Source organism: Pseudomonas sp. WS 5411 (assembly GCF_012985595.1).
GTDB classification, from domain to species: domain Bacteria; phylum Pseudomonadota; class Gammaproteobacteria; order Pseudomonadales; family Pseudomonadaceae; genus Aquipseudomonas; species Aquipseudomonas shahriarae.
Genome location: NZ_JAARMC010000004.1, coordinates 54,893 through 76,604 on the forward strand (window position 1 = coordinate 54,893; position 21,712 = coordinate 76,604).

Sequence of the window (21,712 nt, forward strand, 5' to 3'; positions counted from 1 at the left end):
AATTACCTGGCACGCAGGTGAAAGACTTGCGCCGCCGACGCTCGCCCTAATGCGCCCTCAACTTAACCCTTGGGGGACTATAACAATGGAGCACACACGCAAAACCCGCCACCTGCGCCCGGCTGTCGGCCTGGGTCTGGCGCTGTTGATTGGCCAACCTTCAGCCCAGGCAATCGAACTGTATGCCGACGACGACACCACCGCCACCGGCAACTTCCTGGCCGTGTACGGCATGTTCAACAGTCGCAAGAACTACGAGGGCAGCCAGGGTGGTTCGACCTGGCGTGAAGGCTTTATCAAGTATGGCTTGAGCGTCGAGCAGACCCTGGGCAGCAACGCCAGTGTGTATGGCACCGCCAACCTGGTGAGTTCCGGCACCTGGGGCGATGGCGATGCCTCCCGTGTGACCGACGGCAGCGAGCGCACCACCAAGTTCGACGAAGCCTTTGCCGGCTGGCGCTCGGGGGACCTGTTGCCGGCCCTGGGCAAGGATGGCCTGGACCTGTCGTACGGGCGCCAGATCATCACCGTGGGCGACGGTTTTATCATCAACGACGATGGCCCGAACCTGGGCAATGGCGTGGCCGACGGTGAGTTCGACCGCGGCGGCGCCTATTACATCGCGGCGCGGCATGCGTTCGACAAGGCGGCAGTGATGCGCCTGGGCGGCAAGGACGGCTTGCATGGCAGCCTGATGTGGATCGAGTCCGACAACCGCGCCCAGGCCCTGACCGAAATGGCCATCGGCACCCTGGAATACAGCGCAGCGCCAGGCACCCTGGGTCTGACCTACCTGCATGGCATCGACGTGGACGAGCGGTTTGCCAACGACCTGCAACGCCAACGCAAGGGCATGAACCTCTACAGCCTGCGCGGCACCGGGAATGCCGGGATCGACAACGCGCACTTCTCGTTTGAATACGCCTGGCAGGACAAAGACCCCGGCCCGGAAAAAGCCTGGTACGCCGAGGCCGGCTACACCCTCGCCGACCTGCCCTGGTCACCGGACCTGACCTACCGCTATGCGCGCTACTCGAAAAACTGGGATGCGCTATTCGCTGGCTTCAATCGAGGGTTGGGTACCTGGGTCCAGGGCGAAGTGGCGGGCAACTACTCCGGGCCCTACAACAGCAACACCTCGGTGCAGCACGTGGCACTCAAGGTCAAGCCGCTGGACAACCTGACCCTCGGCGCACTGTTCTTCGACTACCAGACTGTCAGCAAGCGCAACATGCTCGACCTGGATGGCCGCGAGCTGGACCTGTATGTCGAATGGGCGGTGAACGAACACCTGATCATCACGCCGTTGATTGGCCTGTACCAACCGGACAAGGACCAGGAGACGGGCGGCAACCAGGTCGGTGGCAACGGCACCAACGTGTATAGCCAGTTGGTGGTGGCGGTACCGTTCTAAGCCGTGGGTTGCGCCTGAGCCACCGCACTTCCCCTGTAGGAGCGGGCTTGCCCGCGATAGCGGTAGTTCATCCGCCGAATGTATCGACTGACACTCAGCCATCGCGGGCAAGCCCGCTCCCACAGGGGCATGGCAGCCACAGACATACGCCCCGGCAGGCACAGTCAAGCTGTCGCCTGCAGCGTTGGTTAGCCTCGGGGTTTCCCTTTTGATCAGGAACCTCCCCATGAGCGATATCGCGCTGCTGCCCACCGTCGAAGCCTTCTTGCGTCGAGACCACGGCCTGTTTATCGACGGCGGCTACGTCGCCAGCCAGTCCAGCCAGACCCTGGCGGTGATCAACCCCGCCACCGGCCAGGTCATCGCCACGGTCGCCGACGCGCAAGCCAGTGATATCGAGCTGGCCGTGGCCTCCGCCAGGCACGGCTTTAAACAATGGTCGCAGACCGCCCCCGCAGTGCGCGGTAACGTGCTGCTCAAACTCGCCGACCTGCTGGAACGCCACCGTGAGGAGCTGGCACAGATCGAGACCTGTCAGTCGGGCAAGATCATCCAGATTTCCCGGGCGTTCGAGGTGGACCAGGCCGCGCATTTCCTGCGTTATTACGCAGGCTGGGCGACCAAGATCAGCGGCCAGACCCTCACCCCGTCACTGCCTTCGTTTGCCGGCGAGCGCTACACCGCCTTCACCCTGCGCGAACCGGTGGGCGTGGTGGTAGGCATCGTGCCGTGGAATTTCTCGACCATGATCGCCATCTGGAAACTCGCCTCGGCCCTGGTGACCGGGTGCAGCATCATCATCAAGCCCAGCGAGTTCACGCCGCTGACCCTGCTGCGCATTGCCGAACTGGCGGTGGAAGCCGGCCTGCCCGCTGGCGTGCTGAATGTGCTGACCGGCGGCGGCCAGGTGGGTAAGGGGCTGATCGAACACCCCGGCACCGACAAGGTGTCATTCACCGGTTCGGTGCCCACCGGCCTTGCGGTGGGCAGCGCGGCCATGGGTGCCGGCCTGACCCGCGCGACCCTGGAACTGGGTGGCAAAAACGCCGCGGCGTTCCTGCCCGATGTGAAGCTGGAAACCGCCGTCAACGGCATTATCGAAGCCGGGTTCCTGCACTCCGGGCAAATCTGCGCGGCGGCCGAGCGGTTCTTCGTCCACCGCTCGCAGATCAACCCGGTCATGCAAGCCCTGGCCCAGCGTTTGAGCCGACTGAATATCGGCTCGCCACTGGATGAGCGCACCGAGTTCGGCCCGGTCACCCATCGTCAGCACCAACTGAAGCTGGAAGGTTTTTTTGCCACCGCCCGCGCCGAAAACAACACAATCATCCATGGCGGCCAGCCAATGGATCGGCCGGGTTGCTATGTCGAGCCCACGATCATTCTCGCCAACAGCATCAACGACACGCTGCTCACCGAAGAGACCTTCGGCCCCATCGCCACGTTCCTGCCCTACGACGACGAGGATGAGTTGCTGGCGTTGATAAACCACACCGCTGGCGGCCTCAGCGCCAGCCTGTGGACCAACGACCTGGGCAAGGCGCTGCGCATGGTCCCGGCGATCAACGCCGGCACGGTATGGGTGAATATGCACACCCTGCTCGACCCGGCCGTGCCGTTCGGTGGCAACAAATCCTCGGGAATTGGCCGGGAGTTTGGCAGCGCGTTTATCGAGGACTACACCGAACTCAAGTCGGTGATGATGCGTTATTGATCACCCCGGGATCAGCGCCTCCGCCTCGATCTCGATCAACCACTCGGGCAGCGACAGGCCGCTGACGATGATCCATGACGACGGCGGCGGATTGTCGGGGAAACGCTCGCGCAGCGCGGCAGCGATAGGCTCCTGCTGATCGCGGGCGGACTCGACGATATACAGGCGCAGCATGATCACATGGGACAGATCGCCCTCGGCCGCGGCCAGGACCTTTTCAATATTGTCCAGGGCGGTGGCGGTCTGCTCGGCGATGCCGGGGCCGACGGTGCGCTCGTCAGCATCCACCCCCACCTGGCCGGACAAGAGAATGCGCCGGCCCTCGCGCACTTCCATGGCCTGGCTGAAACCGTATTGCAGGGAGTTGAAGACTGTCGGGGGATTGATGGTTTTTCGTTGCATGACGACTCCTTGTTGTCTGTAGGAAATAAGGCTACCTCAAGTGTTTTTTCGGCTCTTGGAGAAGTTGCCGATTTCAACATCCAGAAACAGAACACCTTGCAATCCACCCTCCCCCTACCTATATTCGCGCCAGGCGCCATCTACGCCACCTTCCGCGGAAAGGGCTGCGCCCAGGACATGACTGCATACCTCATCACTACGACTCCCAACCTTAAAGCGGACAAGGTTTGTGCAAGGAGATCGTATGTCGCAACGCCCCGCCTCATCGGCCACTGACGGCCGTATCAACCTTGAGCAGCAGCGCAAGCGCGCCAAGGAACTGTTGCAGCGCCTGAAACATGGCACCGCGCCAACCGAACTGGCGCTGCTTGCCAACCCGCACCCGACGCTTTCCGATGCCCAATGGCTGATTGCCCGGCAACTGGGTTTCAGCAGTTGGCCCAAGCTCAAGGCCCATGTGGATGCAGTGGATTTTGCCGCCAACCACCCCGGTTTCGAAGCCAGCGATGAAGCGCGCACCACCCATTGGCGCTGCGGCAATGATATTGCCCACAGCCTCGGCGTGGCGGGGTTCAAGGGGCGGTTTCGGATGCTCAGCGACCCGCTGTGCATGGGCCCGGTCCAGGCCTTGCCTGGCGAGGCCTACCGGGCGATGCGGGCGCGCTTCATCGGCCAGGCGTTTACCCTGGATGTGGCAGATGCCGCACGCCGCCTGGACGATGAGTACAGCCATCTTGAAGAGCTGGGCAGCGCCGACCACAGCGTGTTGTGGTGCGAAGCGGATGCCTATGACCAACTGTTCCTGATCCGTGCCCTGGCAGGTCTTCAGCACACGCCGGCCAGGCTGGAGTTGATCGCGGTCGACCGCATTCCCGGCGTGCAGCGCTTTATCGGCATCGGGCAATTGGCCCCGCAGGTGTTGGCCTGGCTGTGGCCCCAGCGCCGGCCAGTTGACGAGCCCATGCGCCAATTGGCGCGGCAGGCTTGGGCGGCCTATTGCGACAGCTCGCCCGTGGCCCTGGCACAGTTGGCCCGCAACCCCCTCCCCGCCTTGCCCTTGCTGGCCCCGGCACTGCGCCGGCAGTTGCAGGAGTTGCCCGGCGCTCGCGATGGCTTGTCGCTGACCGAGCGCCTGGCCCTGCAATATCTGGCCGAAGTCGGCCCCACGCCGTTTGCCCGAGTGTTCGCCGAGCTGATGGCCAAGCGTGAACCCCTGCCCTACCTCGGCGACATGATGTTCCATGCCCTGATGCGGCCGCTGATCGACGGGGCCTCTCCTTTGCTGACTGAGTCCGACAGCCACCTACCCTGGCCTGGCCGCACACTGGCGCTGACGCCCCTGGGCCACCAGGTGTTGAGTGGCAGCGAGTACTGGCCCAATCATGCAAGCCACGAGCGCTGGGTCGGTGGCGTGCAGATCGTAGCGGGGCAGCCGCACTGGACGATCGACGACAAGGGCGTGCCAGCCTGGCGGACCTAACGCCCCTGGCTGAGCATCTGCAGGTTCATCGCCACGAGCTTGCGCCGCTTGGACAAGGGCTTGCCGGCGTGTTTATGCAAGGTGCACAGCTCGAGGTCATCCTCGATGACCAGGATGCGTGCGGAAGGAGATGACATAGGCAGCAGATGATAACCGGTCACAATTAGGCCAACTTCTCACCCGGGGAAACATTGCGCAACGAACGTGGCGTATTGGGCTGTGTGAACGCGGATTATCAATATTTTGAAGAAACTGATTGCATCGAACCTGGGCTTTTTCAGTTAAACGCCAGCAATCAAGCTATCTCCTCGTTAGGTCACGTCACCAGATGCAGGAGAATCATCATGTCGAAAGCCACCGTCAGCCAGTTCATGCACACCCTCCATCAACGCCTCACCGAGTTGTGGGATACCTGTGCCCGCGCTGGGGGAGCACGCTCATGACCCGCTTGCTGCTGGGCGCCGCCATGCTGGCACTGCTTGCCGGGTGCGCCACCGTCAAACAGCCCGAGTTGGACGTCGCGGTCCAAAGCTCCGGGCAGATCTGGAACGCCGTAGCGCACTACAGCGGCCGCACGTTTCTCTCGGGGCCACGCTGGACCGGGACCCAGGGGCCACAACTGACGGCGATCGACCAAAATGGCCAGCGCGCTGCCTATCCAAGCGGTGCCTGGAACAGCTGGGCACCAGGGCGGGATGCTGCCAACGTCTTCGTGAACATCAATGCCCTGCGCCTGGAGGGCGACAAACTGTGGGTGGTGGATACCGGATCGCCCGAATTCGGCGGCAACCCTGTCAGCCAAGGCGCAAAGCTGGTGTGTATCGACCTGCCTACAAACCAGGTGGTTCGCACCTACTTCTTCGGGCCGGATATCGCCATGGCCGGCAGCTACGTGGACGACGTCCGCTTCAGCGCCGGCAAGGCCTTCCTCACCGATGCGGGAAATGCCGGCATTATTGTCGTCGACCTGGAGACCGGCGAAGCCCGGCGCGTGCTGAACCAGCATGCCTCAGTGGTCGCCCGGCCCGACCGGGACTTGATCCTCAGCAACCAGGTGGTCAAGGCCCCCAACGGCCAACCCCTGCGCGTCAACGCCGACCCGCTGGAAGTCAGCATTGACGGCGTCTGGCTGTACTATGGCGCGCTGCAAGGCCCGTGGTTCAAGGTGCGGATCCAGGACCTTGCGAACCCGACCCTGCCCCCGGAACAACTGGCCACGCGGGTAGAATTCTTTGCCGATATACCGGCAACGGGAGGTTCGGTCATGGATGCACAGGGCAACCTGTACTTTTCCGATCTGGCCCACGACGCCATGCGCGTGCGCCGCCCTGACGGACAGATCGAAACCCTGATCGTGGACAAGCGCCTGCATTGGGTTGACGCGCCCTTCCTGGACAAGGACGGGACGTTGTGGCTGCCCACTCCACAAATGGACCGCGTAGCCCTGTTCAACAAGGGTAAATCCCTGATGCAGTGGCCGGTGGGGGTTTATCGCTTATCGACACAGCGCTGATCAGCGCGACTGCAGATTGCTTAACGCTTTCACATCCCTTTCACAGTCGGGCGCCTAAGGTGATCCCAGCTCCTAGTGAAAACCTTTAAGCCCGCACTCCCCATCGCGGGCTTTTCTTTGTCTGGGATTTGGCTGAAAGCTGGGTGCCCGGCATCTGCATGCCGGGCCAGAAAAGTGCAACTACAGCAATACCGTAGCCAGCATCCCCAGCGCCCCCAGGCAAAAGCCGATCAATGCGCCGCGCCCAGGTGCCTCATGGAACAGCGCCCAGACCACCACAGGCTCCAGTAGCAGCAAGGACGTGACCGAGACCACGGTGACGATCCAGATATCACCGACCGCCACATACCCCAGCCAATAGGCGCCCAACAGGCAAAGCCCGGCAAAGCACATCAGCACTACAGGCATGATGAATGCCTGCCATGAACCGTCGCCGGCATGGGCCAGCCTGGCGGTGACTACCTCGCTGTAGATTGCACAAAACTCACCGATCACCATCAACCCTAGAGCAAAAACTCCGAGTAGTTCTTTGGACATATCAAAAACTCCTTCGTATTCAGCGCAATGTTTTTCAGCTCCCAGCGCGCGATGCCGCTCACCAGGGAGTTGTTGCAGTGATACGAAGCAGCCTTGAACAGGCCTGAATTACCGAAGTGCTTTTGCATGCTCATGTCCTTCAACGGGTGTGAGTCGGCGCAGCCCCAACTAAGGAGGGCTGGCTCAGATCATACGTTCCGTTGAGCGGCGTGAACAACCAACACTAGAGTGCCGGTATAGATGAGGCCGCGATCGCCAGGGCCAGCTGTGCGTCAGACATCAGCGGCGGCTTGTAGGTCGAGCGGTAAAACCTGCATGCCTGCTCGAACTGTGCACCCCGGATCTCGCCATCGGAGCCAATGAACGCCAGCGCGTCACTTTTGGAGGATTTGAAAAGCTCTGGAATGTAGGAAGTGCCGGCGGTGGCTCCCGAGGTAATCACAAAGGGCGCTACCGAGGTGAGCATAAGCGCCCCCTGGAACGGGTTATTGTTTTCGGCGGCCACAGCGGGGTTGCCAATCGACACCAGGAGGACGATTGCCAGGGGTTTGCAGAAATCCATGGGTGATTGCTTCCGTGCGTTCAGAGGGGCGCCACGATAACAGAGTTGGGCGGTCCATCACGCAGGTGTCGCAGGAGCATGCCCGGGAACGTGTACCACACGCCCCGGGCACGCTAGGTCACGGCTTGAGTTCAAACAACGCCGGCATTGGCGGCCATTCGGAAGGCACCTTGCGGAAGTGGCTGAACCCGGCGGCTTGCGCCATCTGCCGTGCGCGCTTCTCGCCCATGAACGCCCCCAGCCCTGCCCCACCGTGGGACAGCGAGCAGGTCATGCAATACAGGGTGCTCTGCGGATACATCACTCGACCGAACAGGTTCATGTTCTCGTGAAGCTCTTCGGACAGGTTGAGCTCGACCATCAGGTAGGTGCCGTCTTCGGCCGTCGCGGCGCGCAGGTCCTTGAGCATCTGCTGAGGATCGGTGGCATCGTGGATCACCACAAAGGTGGTCACGAAGTCGAATTGCTGGCCTCGCAAGGCATCCGAATCGTTCACCTCGAATTGCACCCGGTCACCGACCCCGGCGGCCTCGGCATTGGCCCGCGCCAGTTCGATGGAAGGCAGGTGAAAGTCGCAGCCGACAATCCGGGCCTCAGGGTACGCCTTGGCCATGGTGATCGCCGCAAGGCCGGCGCCGCAACCGAAATCCAGGACACTGCCGCCGGTCTTGAGCTTCTCTTCGACGCCGTCCAGGGAAGGAATCCAGTGCTGGACCAAGTAGTGCTTGTACCAAGGCATGGTCATGCGCTCCATGCCTTTCCAGGTTTCCAGCGGAAACGCCTCTTCGGCGCAACCACCACCGTGGCGAAAAGCTTCGATGACCTTGGGCGCCATGCTCACGAACGGCACACTCAGCTGGATGATCCCACCGGCAAAATAGGGCGAGTCTTCATCGGCGAGAACCGGCACAAATTCAGCGGGCATCTGGTAGCTACGGGTTTGCGCGTCATAGGTCACATAGCTGCCGGTGACCATGCTGCCCAGCCATTCGCGCAAATAGCGTGCGTTGTAGCCGGTCTTCTGCGCCAGCTGTTCCAGGGTCACGGCCTCACCGTCGGCCAGTGCCTTGAACAGGCCAAGCTGGTCACCGATGTAGAGCATCGCACCGCGCAGTGTGTTGCCGTAATCCTCCATGATCCGCGCGGAAAACTGCTGGACCTTGGTTTTATCAACTTCCATAACCTTAGACATCTGTCTCTCCTTGATAAGTTTGCAAGCCTGCTCATTGAGCAAGGGTCAGCGGTCCGTCAGTTTGGACAGCACGTTATCGACAATGCGTTCGGACATGCCCAAATGGCTTCTGGGCTCGAACAGCCGCGCCAGGACGCCTGCATCCATGACAGCGACCACCCGGGTATCGGCCTCGATCGCCGTGCGGATCGACACGTGATCGCGCTGGCTCGCCTGGGACACTTCGAAGATGATTTGGTAGGCGCTGCTCTTGCCGAGCTTGCGTGCCATTTCGAACACCACGGCTTCGGTGCAGATCGCATCGCCATAGCCCTGGGCGGTGCATTCCATCTTCTTGACGTTAACGGTCAGCCCGTCGATGGTCTCGGTCAGGATCGAGAGCGCCATCAGCGCATAGTGCGAAACGTCCGCCACCGCACACCACTCCAGGCGCGTGCCACGGTAATCGCGCTCGTGCTCGAGGATCATCGCGTCCAGCGCGAGCACGACCTGAGCCTTGGCCAACCGCGCCAGGACCACGACCTGCTCGCAGCCCTCGGGGTTGCGCTTGTGGGGCATGGTGCTGCTGCCGATCTGCTGATCGCTCCAGCCCACTTCCACCTCGCCGATTTCCCAGCGATTGAGCGTGCGGATTTCGTCGGCCACACGGGCCAGCGATGCCGTGACCATGGCCAAGGTACTGACGAACTCTGCGACACGGTCACGGGATACGTGCCATCCGGTCAGGGGTACTTGCAGCGACAAGCGCTGCGCAAAACGCTCCAGCATGGGCATCGCGTCCGGACCGAACGCCGCCATCGTGCCGACCCCGCCAAACAGCTGCACCACCAGCACTCGCTGGCGGGCCTCAGCCAGGCGCTGGCGGTGGCGCAGCAGTTCATCAATCCAGCCGGCGACCTTCAGCCCAAAGGTGGTTGGCAAGGCAGGGATCGAATGGGTCCTGGCGACCATCAGCGAATCACGGTGCGCATCGGCCAGCGTCGACAGTTTGCCCAGCAAGGTCTCCAGGGCCAGGTCCATCGCGTCGAGGACGTCGCGCATTTCCATGGACTGGGCGGTGTCCTGTATGTCCTGGGTGGTGGCGCCGTAGTGCACGAATTCACGGGCACTCGGGCTGCAGTTTTTTTGCAGGGCGCTCAGCAAGGGCATCAGCGAATGACCGGTGGCAGCCACGCCTTCGGCCAACTGGCGCACATTGATGCCCGACAGCAAGGCGGCTTTTTCGATCTCCTGGGCGGCCTCGAGCGGGATGATATTGACATCAGCCTGGGCCATGGCCAGCGCAGCTTCCACATCCAGCCAGCGCTGCAGGCGGCAGTGACTGCAGAAGATCTTGCGGCTCTGCGGGCCGGCATAGCCTGAACCGTGGGTTTTCGAGTCGAGGATGTGGCTGTGTTCGTGCCGGCACTGCTCGCCGTCATGACCCAGGCCGAGGTGTTCCGAACGAGCGGTGCAAGATGCACGGGCTACCTTTTCCAACGTTTGCGAATCCATCACATACCCTCCATCGCGTACTGGGACTGACCGACATTTCCTGGGGTTGCCATCACCGCTTCAAGGCCATCGCTTGAAGACCGGGGTATCGCTTTGTTCGCCACCAATTCGACCATCTGTGCCGCAAGCCCCGTGTAGGTGGTCGGGTCAAGCAGGTCGTCGAGCGCTTGGCGGGTGAAACAGCCGTGCAAACGCTGATCGTTGAGCAGGGCTTCGCGAAAAGAAACACCCGCGCCTTGGGCTTGCAGAGCTATTTCGTGAACCAACTGATGGGCCGTCTGCTTGCCCAGGCGAGGCGCCAGCGCGAGCATGACCCGCTCCGACAGGATCAGCCCGTCCAGCAAATCCAGGTTGCTGCGCATGCGCGCTTCGCGCACGTCCAACCCGGCCAGCAGCACACCCTCCATCCGTGCAAGCAAGGCACCGGCGTAGATGAACAGCTCCGGCAAGGCCGCCCATTCGATGCGCCAGGTGGTGCCGTCACGCTCGTGCAACTGGAACGCCGCATCGGTCAGCGCGAGCATTTGTGCGCGTACCAGCCGCGAAAGCGCGCTGATCAGATCCACCGTCGACGGGTTTTGCTTGTGGGGCATGGTGCTGCTCCCCACCTGCCCTGCCCGGCGGCCTTCACGCACTTCATCTATCTCGGTGCGTTGCAGGTGGTAGATCTCATTGGCGACCCGGCCCAAGGTCGCCGAGGCCTGGACCAGCAGCCAGGCCGCCTCCAGCACCCGGTCGCGGGCGCTGTGCCAACTGCTCAACGGTGCCGCCAGGCCAAGGCTTTCCAGGGTCCGGCGCTGCACCTCCAGGCCCTGTGTGCCCAAGGCCGCCAAGGTGCCCACGGCGCCGGTCAGGTTGCCCACCATTACCCGGGCATACGCCTCATCAAAGCGCTCAAGGTGTCGATCAATTTCATCGACCCACACCGCGACCTTGTAGCCAAACGTGGTGGGCAGCGCTTGCTGCCCGTGGGTCCTGGCGACCATCGGCGTGTGCTTATGCTGCAGGGCGAGCGTGAGCAAATGCCCACGAATCCCCCGCAAACGCTGCAAGACCAGGCCCCAGGCATCGCGAACCTGCAAGATGAGCCCGGTGTCGAGGATGTCCTGGGTGGTCACGCCGTAATGCACGTATTCACCCAACCCATCGGCGCACAAAGCCTCCAGTGCGCGAATGGTCGGCACCAGGATGTGCCCGGTTTCCATGCTCTCGCGCCCCAGTGCGTCGAGGTCGAGCAGCTCCACACTGGCCACCCGGGCGATTTCCCGCGCAGCTTCATGGGGGATGATGCCCATCTGCGCCTGGGTCGCCGCCAGCGCTGTTTCAACATCGAGCCACTTCTGCACCTGATTGGCATCAGAGAAGATCGCGGCAAATTCCGGGGACGAGTAAGCGCCCCCGTGGATACGGGATTCTGATATATGACTCGGCATGTCGGGTTACTCGCGTTGTCCAGGGAGGGTTACTTCACGCGCTGCACTTCTTCCCAGACAGCGTCGTAATAAGCCCTCTCCAGCCGGAAGTGCTGGGCCAGGGACGTCAGGAATGAATTCTGGAACGCGAGGTCCGGAATACGCCGTGAGATCAGCGCCCATTCACGCTTGGCCCGCGGCGGGACAAGGCTGATATGCACTTCGTAGTACTCCGCGTCGTCCTGGCTCAGGCCAGCGTTGCGCAAGGCGTTGTACAACTTGCCGTGGTTGCCGGGAACCACCAGTTCGGTGATGTAGAACACCGCCAGGCCCCAGCCGACATCCGGGTTGCGAAAGCACCGGGCCCGGTTGTTCAGGTAGGCGATCTCTTCGGGCATGGTCGAGATGGCGTCGAAATCAGCAGGCAGGCCCACGGCGCCGAGGAGCTTGGCCAACAGCCGTGGGTGGGAGCGCTGCTCGTCCTCTTCGCCCAGCTCGCCGTAGAGGTAACGGCCAAGCGCGGCTGCCTCGTCCACGTCGGTGAGGTTGACCAGCAGGTCAGCGGCGTCGCGGTACAGGCGGAAGGTGCGGAACCACTGGTGATGCAGGAACACCTGCAGTTGCTCACGGGAGGCCTTGCCTTCAAATATGTACTGCGACATCGGATGGTTTTCCCGCGACTGCGCGGCGATTTCCTCTTCCAGGCGCTGTTGGAAGGCAGCTTCGGACAAGGGCGATGCCAGGTCCGCAGACGGCATGAAACGCTCTTGCACGCCATAGATGGCATTGGCCAGCCAGCGCCGGGTCGAGGCAGTGGCGACGTCATCGCTCAGCGACAGGATGTACAACAATTGCTGACACTGCGCCGCGTTCGCGGCATCGCCCCGGTGGCCCGATTCGCACAAGGCGCGCAGCATATTGGCGGCAATTTCGATACGGTTGAATGTCGTGTCAGGTTTGAGCGCCTCAGCCAGCAGGCGGGCTTCAGCGGTGTGAATGCTCTGTAATTGCGGCAGCGAGAAATTACGTGGGCTCATCATGTGCTCCATTTTTTTGTTCTAGGGTCGCTGGGAGGATCAGGCGGGCAGGCGTTGTTCCTGCATCTGCTGCCACAGGCTGTCGAAGTAGGCCTTGTTGATTTCGAAGTGACGCTTGAGCGCCCGCATGAACATGCGCTGGAAGCCTTCATCACTGGCGAACTTGGCGATCAGTGCCCACATTTCCTCGGTGTCGATCTCATCCTGGGTGCCATGCAGGCGGTGGAACTCACTGGGCCCCTCTGGCACCTCAAGGCGCTGCAACAACTCGTAGATGCGCCGATGGTTGACGCAACTGACCGACTCGACGGCGTACAGCAACGCCAGGCCCCACGCCACATCGGTGTGCCGCACACAACGAATGCGATTGTTCAGGTAGGCCTTTTCCAGGGGGTGCAGTGCCGGGAAGTCAATCGCCAGCGGAATATCGAAATACTCCATGAGGTGGGCCAGCATCGCCGGGTGGGAACGCTCCGGTGTCTCCGCCCCTGCCTCGCCGTAAAGGTTGCGGTAGAACACCGACGCGTCCTCAATGGCTTCGAAGCGAAAGGCCAGTTCGGCCAGCAGGCTGTAGAAGTTGTAAGAGCGGGTCCAGTGGTGTTCCAGGAAGAAGCGCACGTCTTGCACCGGCGGCGTGCCCTGGAACAGGTGCACCGACATGGGATGATTGACCCGGCTGCGTGCGGCGATTTCAGCATCGACTTGCTTGCGGAACTCATCCGCCGGCAGTGCGGTGAAACTCGGCAGGTCGGCGGCGAATTCATCTTCGACGCGGTAAACCTCACTGGCCATCCAGCGACGGGTCGGCTCGGTGTGCGGCTCGCCGGGAATGTGCAGTTGCAGCAGTGCTGACTGGTAGTGGGCGTAGGCGCCGGCGTCTCCCGACAGGCCTTGCCGGGTCAGCGCGAGCAGCGCTTCCAGCGCGCTGGTGACCTGGGTGTATGGCGCGCCGGGCTTCAAAGCATCAGCCATCAGCGCCGAAGCGATGGTGCACTGATGGGCATCCGGGCGTTGTTGCAGGGCAGCAGTATCCATTGATAACCCCTTTGATCCTTATTTTTATGATGTTTGCGTACTCGAAAAAAATCCTAAAGGTTCCTCCAGTGGCAAGGTCAACACCTGTAGGAAAATTCTTTTCATTGAGTTGAAACAGCCCGTAACCAGGGCTGTTCGCCCCGCCGATGGCTGACCAACGGCGAGGCGAGGATGCCGAGGGGGGAGGCTTCAGGACGCGGCGGGAACTGTCACGAGGAAAGGCACGGTACGAATTTTGTCGCCTCCCTTGAATTGAATCCACAAGGCATAAGGCCCCGCATGCGCGGGCTTGGCATGCAGCATCAACTGCGCCGAGACTGCGCCTGGGTCGCCATGGTCACCATGACCACCGTGGGCGGCCTGCGCCGCCATGGCGTGCGCATGCACATAGTCCAGCTCATCGGTACTGACGAAAACCGCATGGGCCGCCACCCCCAGGTAGGTGTCCAGATCCTGGGCCGGCTTGCCATCCTTGAGCACGGTCAGCGACATCATGCTTTCGCTGCCGGCACGCAGGGCCGACGTGTCCAACTTGACCGTGTACGGGCCATCGCTACCTTGCTCCGGTTTAGACGGCGCATGGGCCACCGCATCGCTGCCGCCCTGTACTGGCACCTCGAAGCGCACCACCTGCTGGCCAAGCCCGCTCGGCACGGCATCGGCATAGACATAATAGGTGCCCGGCCGGGGAAACTTCATCGCGACCTTGAAGCGACCATCAGCGCCCAGCTTGGCCGCGTGCTCATGGATAAAGCTGGTGAAATGGCTGTCGGTCGCCAGCACATGAAGGCGCTGGGTCAGTTCTTCGTCAAACTGCACGATCGGTTGCCCGGTGGCCTTGTCGGTAAAGGCAATCGACAACTCACGTGTCAGTGGGCCGGTTTCTTTGACGATCAGCGCGCCAACAGCCTTTTCGCTCTCGCCGGGCAGCGCGAACGTGCCTTTGATGCTTTCCTGGGCTGCCATCGACGACATTGTCGCCGCGCCTAGCACTGCCAGGCCAACGGTTAGAACCTGCTTGGTATCCATCTGGGTGACTCCTCATTCGATAAATGGTGGCTTGCGACAGGAAATCTGCCACCTGGCCGTTCTTCGCCGAACACTGCAAGCAGCGCGCTTGCGTACAACAACGGTGTCTAACGCAGTGCCGCAGCACCGCTGCACACCTGCCCCGCCTGCTCGCAGATCTGCCAGCCACCGCCCAATGCCTTGTAGATGCCGACCACCGCCAAGCGCTGCTCGGTGCGCGCCACGGTCAGTGCGCGGCGGCTGCTGAAGTCCGCGCGCTCGGCCTCCAGGACGTCCAGATACACCCCCTCACCTTCCGTGAAGCGCGTGCGGGCCAACCTCGCCGCCTCACGATTGGCCGCCGCTTCCAGCAGCCGCAAGCCCAGGGTGCTGCCTGCGGCACTGTTGGCCTGGAACGCGTCATCGGTTTCTTGCAGGGCGCGCAATACGGTCTGGTCGTAGCTGATCAATGCCGCCTGGGTGCGCGCCTCGCTGGCGGCGATCCGCGCGCGTACGCGCCCAGTGTCCAGCAGCGACCAGCGAATGACCGGTGCGATAAAGTTCGACTGCATGCCCGAGTCGCCCAAGGCGCCGAGGCTTCCGGCCAGCAGACCGATGGAACCCTGCACCTGGATATCCGGATACAAACCGGCTGTTGCCACGCCGATCTGCGCGGTCTCGGCTGCCAGCACCCGTTCGGCTGCGGCGATATCGGCGCGCCGGGCCAGCAAGCCGGCCGGGTCGCCCACCTGCAGGGTGCGCAGGTTCAAGGTCTCACGGCCGGGCCGGGCCTGCGGTGGCTTGAACCCTTGTGGCGCCTGCCCCAGTAATACCGCCAACGCGTTGGTGGTGGTTGCCCGACGCCGCTCCAGGCCAGGCGCTACCGCCTCGACATTGCGCAGCAAGGCCTCGGCACGCAGCCGATCGAATTCGGTGGCGGCGCCTACGCTGACCAAGTGCTCCACCAGGCCCAGGCTGTCGCGCTGGCTTTGACTGATGTCCGCCACCACCGCCTGCTCGGCTTCGACCCCCTGCAGCTCGAACCAGGTTGCCGCGACGGTAGCGGCGACGCTCGCCTGCACACTGCGCAGCAACGCCTGGCGCGATCCCGCCTGAGCCTGCGCCGCCTCCACCGAGCGCCGGACGCGGCCAAACAAGTCGATTTCCCAGGCGGCATCCAGCGCCGCGCGCGTGGTTTCAAGGGAGCGCTGCTGGCCGAGGGGGGTCTCGACTTCGCTGCGCTGTCGGTGCTCATACCCCAACGCGGCACCGCCGCTGGGCAAGAAGCCCTGGCGGCTCTCGCGCAACATCGCCTTGGCTTCGTCGAGCCGCGCGGCCGCGATGCCGATATCGTGGTTGGCCGCCAGCGCCTGCTGGATCAATTGGCTGAGGGCCGGCTCATCGAACACACGCCACCACTGCACCTCGACATCGCCCGTACCAAGACCGGCAATGGGCGCGCCGAAGCTTGCTGGCCGTTGCGCAGCGGGCAGCACCGGCGCGGAATAATCGGGCCCGACTGCGGTGCAGCCGGCCAGCAGGAGCGACGACAACAGAAACGCTTGATAGGCCAATTTCATGACACGCGCTCCTCCAACTGCAGCTTCGGACTCGGGCCCTTGCGCTGCAAGCGCAGCGCAAGGCTGCGCATCACCACGTAGAACACCGGCGTCAGGAACAGACCGAACAGGGTCACCCCCAACATCCCGGCAAACACCGCAACCCCCATGGCATGGCGCATCTCGGCCCCGGCGCCGCTGGCAAATACCAGCGGCACCACACCGGCGATGAACGCCAGCGAGGTCATCAGAATCGGTCGCAAGCGCAACTGGCACGCGTGGATAACCGCTTCCAGCGGGTTGGCGCCTTCGGCTTCAAGGCTGCGAGCGAACTCGACAATCAGGATGGCGTTTTTCGCAGCCAGGCCGACCAGTACCACCAGCCCGATCTGTACAAACACGTTGTTATCGCCGTCCACCAACCAAACGCCGATGATCGCGCTGAGCAGACACATGGGCACAATCAGCAAGACCGCCAGGGGCAACAACCAACTGTTGTATTGCGCGGCCAGGATCAGATAGGCCAGCAACACACACAGCGGGAAAATGAACAACGCCGATGACCCTGCGAGCTTTTGCTGGTAGGTCAAGTCCGTCCATTCATAGGTCACGCCCTCGGGCAGTACCTCCTGTGCCAGGCGCTCCATGAGTGCCACGGCCTGCCCGGAACTGACCCCGGGCATCGCTCCGCCGGAGATATCGGCCGAAGGATAGCCGTTGTAATGAATCACCCGATCGGGCCCGGAACTCGGTGTAACGGTGACAAACGCCGATAACGGCAGCATGTCCCCGGCCGCGTTGCGCACCTGCAGGCGGCCGATGGCTTCGGCCTGCATACGGTGGTCCGCATCGGCCTGGGCAGTCACCTTGTAGGTGCGGCCGAACCGGTTGAAGTCGTTGACGTACAGCGAACCGAGGTAGACCTGCAAAGACTCGAACACATCCGCCAGTCGCACCCCCTGGCTCTTGACCTGGGTGCGGTCGATATCGACATTCAGTTGGGGCGCGTTGACGTCCAGGCTGGTCATCAACCCGGCGACCTGGCCCGACTCGGTGGCTTTTGTCATCAGCACCTGGGTCTGCTGCACCAGAGCCTGGAGCCCGACCCCACCCCGGTCCTCAACCTGCAGCTTGAAGCCTCCGGTCACTCCAAGACCGGGCACTGGCGGCGGTGGGAATACACCGAGGAAACCGTCGGGAATGCTCGCGAACTTGGCTTGCAGGCGCCCGGCGATGGCGACCGCAGCCATGTCGGGAGAAGTACGCTCCTTGAACGGATCGAGCATAACGAACATTACGGCAGCATTCGGTACGTTAACGAAGCCGTTGACCGACAGCCCAGGGAACGCCACCACGCTTTCGACGCCCGGCTCATCCAGGGCGATTTTCGACATCTGCCGCACCACCGCATCGGTACGATCGAGGGAGGCCGCATTGGGCAACTGGGCGATACCGACCAGGTAGTACTTGTCTTGCATCGGCACGAAGCCCGCCGGTACAGCGTTGAAACCAAACCAGGTCAGCGCCAGCAAGCCGCCATACACCAACAACGCCGCGCCGCGACGACCCGCGACCTTGCGCACCGTGTTGCCATACGCCTGCGGTGCCCGCTGGAACGGCCGGCTCAGCACTTGCACCAGATGCGCGGCGCGACCGCGCAGGCTGCGCGGGTCATGCACCACCGCAGCGTCGCGCGGGCGCAGCAACAGGCCGGCGAGTGCCGGGCTGAGGGTCAAGGAGTTGACCGCCGACAGGATCGTGGAAATCGCGATGGTCAGCGCGAACTGCCGATAGAACTCACCTTGCAAGCCACTGAGGAAGGCGGTGGGGATGAACACCGCAGCGAGTACCGAGGTGATCGCAATGATCGGCCCGGTGACCTCGCCCATCGCTCGCCGCGCAGCCTGCGTCGGCCCCTCGCCGTTCTCGATATGCCGCTCGACGTTCTCGACCACCACGATTGCATCGTCGACCACAATCCCGATGGACAGGACCAGGCCGAACAACGACAGGGTATTGAGGGAGAAGCCCATCAGATGCATGACCGCAAAGGTGCCGATGATCGACACCGGCACGGCCATCAACGGGATCAGCGACGCACGCCAGTTACGCAGGAACACCACCACCACGAGGACCACCAGCAGGATCGCTTCCATCAGGGTGATGGCCACTGACTCCAGCGATGCACGCACGAACACTGTCGGGTCATAGGCAATCCGCGACACCATGCCCTCGGGGAAATTGGCCTCCAGGCGCTGCATGGTATCGCGCACCGCTTGCGCCACATCCAGCGCGTTGGCGCCCGGGCTCTGGATGATCTGCAGGGCAACGGCCGGCTCGCCGTCCAACAGGCTGCGCAGCGCGTAGGCATCGGCGCCCATTTCGACACGGGCCACATCGCGCAGACGCGTCACCTGGCCGTTATCACCGGTGCGGATGATGATGTCGCCAAACTGCTCCTCGTCCGTCAGGCGTCCGAGGGTATTGACCGTGACCTGGAACGCCGCGCTGGAGTCAGGCGCCTGGCCGACCGAGCCGGCCGCCACTTGCACGTTTTGCTCACGCACTGCGGTAATTACATCGCCTGCGGTCAAGCCACGGGCGGCGATCAGGTCCGGGTCGAGCCACAGACGCATGCTGTACTCGCCCGCCCCCCACACCAGCACGTCGTTGATCCCCGGAATCCGTGACAGCTCGTCGCGCACCTGGAGGTAGGCATAGTTGGAGATGTAGAGCGGGTCGTAACGTTGGTCGGGCGACAGCAGGTGGACCACCATGAGGATGTCCGGGGAGGTCTTCTGCGTAACCACGCCCTGGCGCTGCACCTCTTCGGGCAAACGCGGCAGGGCCCGCGAGACGCGGTTCTGCACCTGGATCTGCGCCATGTCCGCGTTGGTGCCCTGGGCGAAGGTCGCGGTGAGGATCATGCGGCCATCGGTCGCCGATTGCGACGTCATATACAGCATGCCCTCGACGCCCGTGATCACCTGCTCAAGGGGCGCCGCCACCGTCTCGGCGATCACCTGAGGGTTGGCGCCCGGATAAGAAGCCGTCACTTGCACCGTGGGCGGTGTCACGGCGGGGTATTCGCTGAGGGGCAAATGAAAGAAGGCCACGATGCCGGCGATCATCATTAACACCGACAGCACGATGGCGAAGATCGGCCGGTCAATGAAAAAGCGTGGGAAGCTCATTGCACGCCCCCCAACACCAACGGCGCATCCAACGGCGCCCCATCAATCCTGGCGGCCAATGGCGTCACCTGCATGCCGGGGCGCACCAGCCCCTTGACGACAATGCGTTCACCCGGTTGCAGGCCCTGCTCAATCACGCGCAAGCCGTTGGCCATCGGCCCCAGTTCGACGGGACGGTATTCGGTCTTGTCGTCTGCGCCGACCACCAGCACATAGCGGCGGCCCTGGTCAGTGCCAATCGAGTGGTCGGCCACCAGCACCCGGGGTTGCGGCGCGCCGGTGTCCAGCTTGACCTTGGCGAACAGCCCCGGCGTCAGGCGCCCATCCGGGTTGTCGACCACGGCACGCGCACGCACTGTGCCGGTCTTGCGGTCGGCCGCATTGGCCAGGAAGTCCACCCGCCCGGCGCGTGCGTAGCTTGCATCGTTAAGCATCGCCACCATCACCTTGGCGGCCTTTTCCCCTTTCGACGCGGCAACCTCCCGAGTCGCGGCAAGCGAGCGCAGATAGGTGCGCTCGTCGACATCGAAATACACATGCAGCGGGTCGATGGAAACGATCGTCGTCAGCGGCGTCACCCCACGGGTGACGTAGTTGCCCTCGGTGACAAGGGCACGGTCGACACGCCCGCTGATGGGCGCAGTGACGCGGGTGTAGCTCAAGTCCAGTTGTGCGGCATCCAGCGCGGCCTTGGCGGCGTCGACCTGAGCCCTGCCGGCATTCAACGAGGCGATGGCGCTGTCGAGACGATCCCGCGCCACCACCTTTTTGGCGAACAGTTGCTCAGCCCGACCATGCTCGGCCTGGGCCAGCAATGCATTGGCCTCAGCCTCACGCAAACGGCCCTTGGCAGCGTTCAGCGCCGCCTGGAACTCCCGTGGGTCGATCATAAACAAAAGGCTGCCCTTGGCCACGGATTGCCCTTCAGGCACGCTGACACTTTGCAGATAACCACTGACACGCGGGCGCAACTCAACCTGCTCAATCGCGGTCAAGGAGCCGGTGTATTCAACAAACGGAGTCACCGACTGCGCAACCACCTCGGCCACCGGCACACCAGGCGGCTTGGCGGCATCGGCCGCGGGCGCGCTCTCTTTACAGCCACCCAACGTGAACACGACAGCTATCGCCACGGCGACCAGGGTTATGCGCTTGCCGTACATCGTGTACCTCCTTGTAATTTTCAGGACAAACCAACACTGGAGGTCTTATCCGGCTTGCCATGAGGGGAAGGTCAAGTGTTATGAAAATGGTAAGGAGAGGCTGGCAGTAGTCAGGGCGGGACGCAGCGTGAAGCGAGATGTTTGATGTGGGGGGCAAGCCTGATTGGATTTGTTTGCTTCTGCACTGGCATGTGTTTCTTCACATATGCCGCGTGGGTCTATGTGACCCCTCATCTAGTGACTTCTTAGACTTTCCGGGGGGTACCTGCCGGCCGAACACGAACTACCAAATTGCCCACGATTCGGGGCACTTGTCGTATGGCTGCGTTCGGCCAAAAGTGGCCGCTCATTACGTAGGAAATTCGGGCGATTCAGCAGATGACGTGTTGAGCTAATCAAACGTTACGACAAAACGATGTAGTCATTGCGCTGAATGATGCCGTCGTGTGGTCCCTCGACCAAATGAACGTATCGTCCTTCTATCGCATCAATCGGCAAACAGTCGTCCACATCCAGCACACCATCAGTATGGGCCTGGACCCAGTGCTTTAAAATCTCGCGTTTACCGAGGCTCATCGCCTCCCGCTTATCTTTCGCAACTATCAGGGAATAGTGATGCGCTTCACCAAAGGATTTAACTTCATACCCGCCTAAATTGATAAAGTACAAACGCATTGATCCAGGGCGGGGAGCTAATTCACTTAGTTCTAACTTCCAGCCTGCAACTCCATCAACTGCCATCCATGCATCAATATGAAGGCCTACAGGAGATCCAAACCAACTCTGTCTAAGCTGAGGATATGCATCCTCTAAGCTATCAGCTAATACGAAGGCTATATCATGGACTTCAATTTTCGCTCTAGGATGTTTTCCGCCTAACATTACAATAAAAAGCATTATTCGCCCTGCTATAAATTAAAAGTGGAACAGCTCAAATAATTGCGGACCATATTATCATGTTTTAAACACCATTAACATCGCACCGACAATTGCACG

Annotated in this window: 19 protein-coding genes; 4 read left to right on the plus strand and 15 right to left on the minus strand. The window is 62.2% G+C overall.

All coding sequences use genetic code 11. The annotated features are described in order from the left end of the window. Positions 1–85: 85 nt before the first annotated feature. Both HBR93_RS09455 and HBR93_RS09460 read left to right on the plus strand, forming a co-directional pair. Positions 86–1,414 (plus strand): hypothetical protein, encoded by a 1,329-nt coding sequence (locus tag HBR93_RS09455; protein WP_169960182.1) that lies wholly within the window; start codon positions 86–88, stop codon positions 1,412–1,414. Between the two features lie 226 nt (positions 1,415–1,640). Further along, complete coding sequence (locus HBR93_RS09460; RefSeq protein ID WP_169960183.1) at positions 1,641–3,128, plus strand: aldehyde dehydrogenase family protein; 1,488 nt, start codon at positions 1,641–1,643, stop codon at positions 3,126–3,128. Here HBR93_RS09460 and HBR93_RS09465 read toward each other — a convergent pair whose 3' ends face one another. Continuing rightward, on the minus strand, positions 3,129–3,530 hold the full coding sequence (locus tag HBR93_RS09465; RefSeq protein ID WP_057441680.1) for a Rid family hydrolase: 402 nt from the start codon (positions 3,528–3,530) through the stop codon (positions 3,129–3,131). It lies immediately after the preceding gene. Positions 3,531–3,774: 244 nt separating this feature from the next. Here HBR93_RS09465 and HBR93_RS09470 point away from each other — a divergent pair, with 244 nt between their 5' ends. After that, the gene (locus HBR93_RS09470; RefSeq protein ID WP_169960184.1) at positions 3,775–5,010 is read left to right on the plus strand and encodes a DUF1835 domain-containing protein; all 1,236 of its coding nucleotides are present in this window, start codon (positions 3,775–3,777) and stop codon (positions 5,008–5,010) included. Here HBR93_RS09470 and HBR93_RS09475 read toward each other — a convergent pair. Next, positions 5,007–5,147, minus strand: coding sequence for a hypothetical protein (locus tag HBR93_RS09475; RefSeq protein WP_164844833.1), 141 nt, complete (start codon positions 5,145–5,147; stop codon positions 5,007–5,009). The two genes, HBR93_RS09470 and HBR93_RS09475, sit on opposite strands and share 4 nt — an antisense overlap. 302 nt (positions 5,148–5,449) lie before the next feature. Between HBR93_RS09475 and HBR93_RS09480 the strand changes: the two genes are divergently transcribed. Continuing rightward, positions 5,450–6,523: an L-dopachrome tautomerase-related protein gene (locus tag HBR93_RS09480; RefSeq protein WP_169960185.1), complete on the plus strand. Its 1,074-nt coding sequence runs from the start codon at positions 5,450–5,452 to the stop codon at positions 6,521–6,523. A gap of 180 nt (positions 6,524–6,703) precedes the next feature. On the opposite strand, the gene HBR93_RS09485 is transcribed toward HBR93_RS09480, so the two are convergent. From HBR93_RS09485 to HBR93_RS09545, 13 genes are all read right to left on the minus strand, one after another. Continuing rightward, positions 6,704–7,021: a hypothetical protein gene (locus HBR93_RS09485; RefSeq protein WP_057441684.1), complete on the minus strand. Its 318-nt coding sequence runs from the start codon at positions 7,019–7,021 to the stop codon at positions 6,704–6,706. A gap of 5 nt (positions 7,022–7,026) precedes the next feature. Then, entirely contained in the window at positions 7,027–7,188 is a 162-nt protein-coding gene (locus tag HBR93_RS09490) for a hypothetical protein (RefSeq protein ID WP_162947739.1), read from the minus strand. Between the two features lie 95 nt (positions 7,189–7,283). Beyond that, the gene (locus HBR93_RS09495; protein ID WP_115128609.1) at positions 7,284–7,622 is read right to left on the minus strand and encodes a DUF2388 domain-containing protein; all 339 of its coding nucleotides are present in this window, start codon (positions 7,620–7,622) and stop codon (positions 7,284–7,286) included. A gap of 118 nt (positions 7,623–7,740) precedes the next feature. After that, positions 7,741–8,814, minus strand: a complete 1,074-nt coding sequence (locus HBR93_RS09500; RefSeq protein ID WP_057444279.1) for a methyltransferase domain-containing protein — start codon at positions 8,812–8,814, stop codon at positions 7,741–7,743. Between the two features lie 45 nt (positions 8,815–8,859). Beyond that, positions 8,860–10,308: an adenylosuccinate lyase family protein gene (locus HBR93_RS09505; RefSeq protein ID WP_169960186.1), complete on the minus strand. Its 1,449-nt coding sequence runs from the start codon at positions 10,306–10,308 to the stop codon at positions 8,860–8,862. Continuing rightward, positions 10,308–11,741: an adenylosuccinate lyase gene (gene purB / locus HBR93_RS09510; RefSeq protein WP_057441691.1), complete on the minus strand. Its 1,434-nt coding sequence runs from the start codon at positions 11,739–11,741 to the stop codon at positions 10,308–10,310. Before purB ends, HBR93_RS09505 begins: the two co-directional genes overlap by 1 nt. A 29-nt stretch (positions 11,742–11,770) precedes the next feature. Then, positions 11,771–12,757: an HOASN domain-containing protein gene (locus tag HBR93_RS09515; protein WP_169960187.1), complete on the minus strand. Its 987-nt coding sequence runs from the start codon at positions 12,755–12,757 to the stop codon at positions 11,771–11,773. A 39-nt stretch (positions 12,758–12,796) separates the two neighbouring features. After that, positions 12,797–13,792: an HOASN domain-containing protein gene (locus HBR93_RS09520; protein WP_169960188.1), complete on the minus strand. Its 996-nt coding sequence runs from the start codon at positions 13,790–13,792 to the stop codon at positions 12,797–12,799. Positions 13,793–13,981: 189 nt separating this feature from the next. Beyond that, a complete protein-coding gene (locus tag HBR93_RS09525) occupies positions 13,982–14,821 on the minus strand; it encodes a hypothetical protein (protein WP_169960189.1) in 840 nt (279 codons plus the stop codon). A 107-nt stretch (positions 14,822–14,928) separates the two neighbouring features. Next, positions 14,929–16,380: an efflux transporter outer membrane subunit gene (locus HBR93_RS09530; protein ID WP_057444278.1), complete on the minus strand. Its 1,452-nt coding sequence runs from the start codon at positions 16,378–16,380 to the stop codon at positions 14,929–14,931. Next, positions 16,377–19,553 carry an efflux RND transporter permease subunit gene (locus tag HBR93_RS09535; RefSeq protein WP_169960190.1) on the minus strand — a complete coding sequence of 1,059 codons (3,177 nt, stop codon included), beginning with the start codon at positions 19,551–19,553 and terminating at the stop codon, positions 16,377–16,379. The genes HBR93_RS09530 and HBR93_RS09535 overlap by 4 nt, the downstream gene beginning before the upstream one ends. Next, a complete protein-coding gene (locus HBR93_RS09540; RefSeq protein WP_169960191.1) occupies positions 19,550–20,716 on the minus strand; it encodes an efflux RND transporter periplasmic adaptor subunit in 1,167 nt (388 codons plus the stop codon). The genes HBR93_RS09535 and HBR93_RS09540 overlap by 4 nt, the downstream gene beginning before the upstream one ends. 402 nt (positions 20,717–21,118) lie before the next feature. Continuing rightward, positions 21,119–21,613, minus strand: a complete 495-nt coding sequence (locus HBR93_RS09545; protein ID WP_057441699.1) for a DUF1543 domain-containing protein — start codon at positions 21,611–21,613, stop codon at positions 21,119–21,121. Positions 21,614–21,712 lie beyond the last annotated feature (99 nt).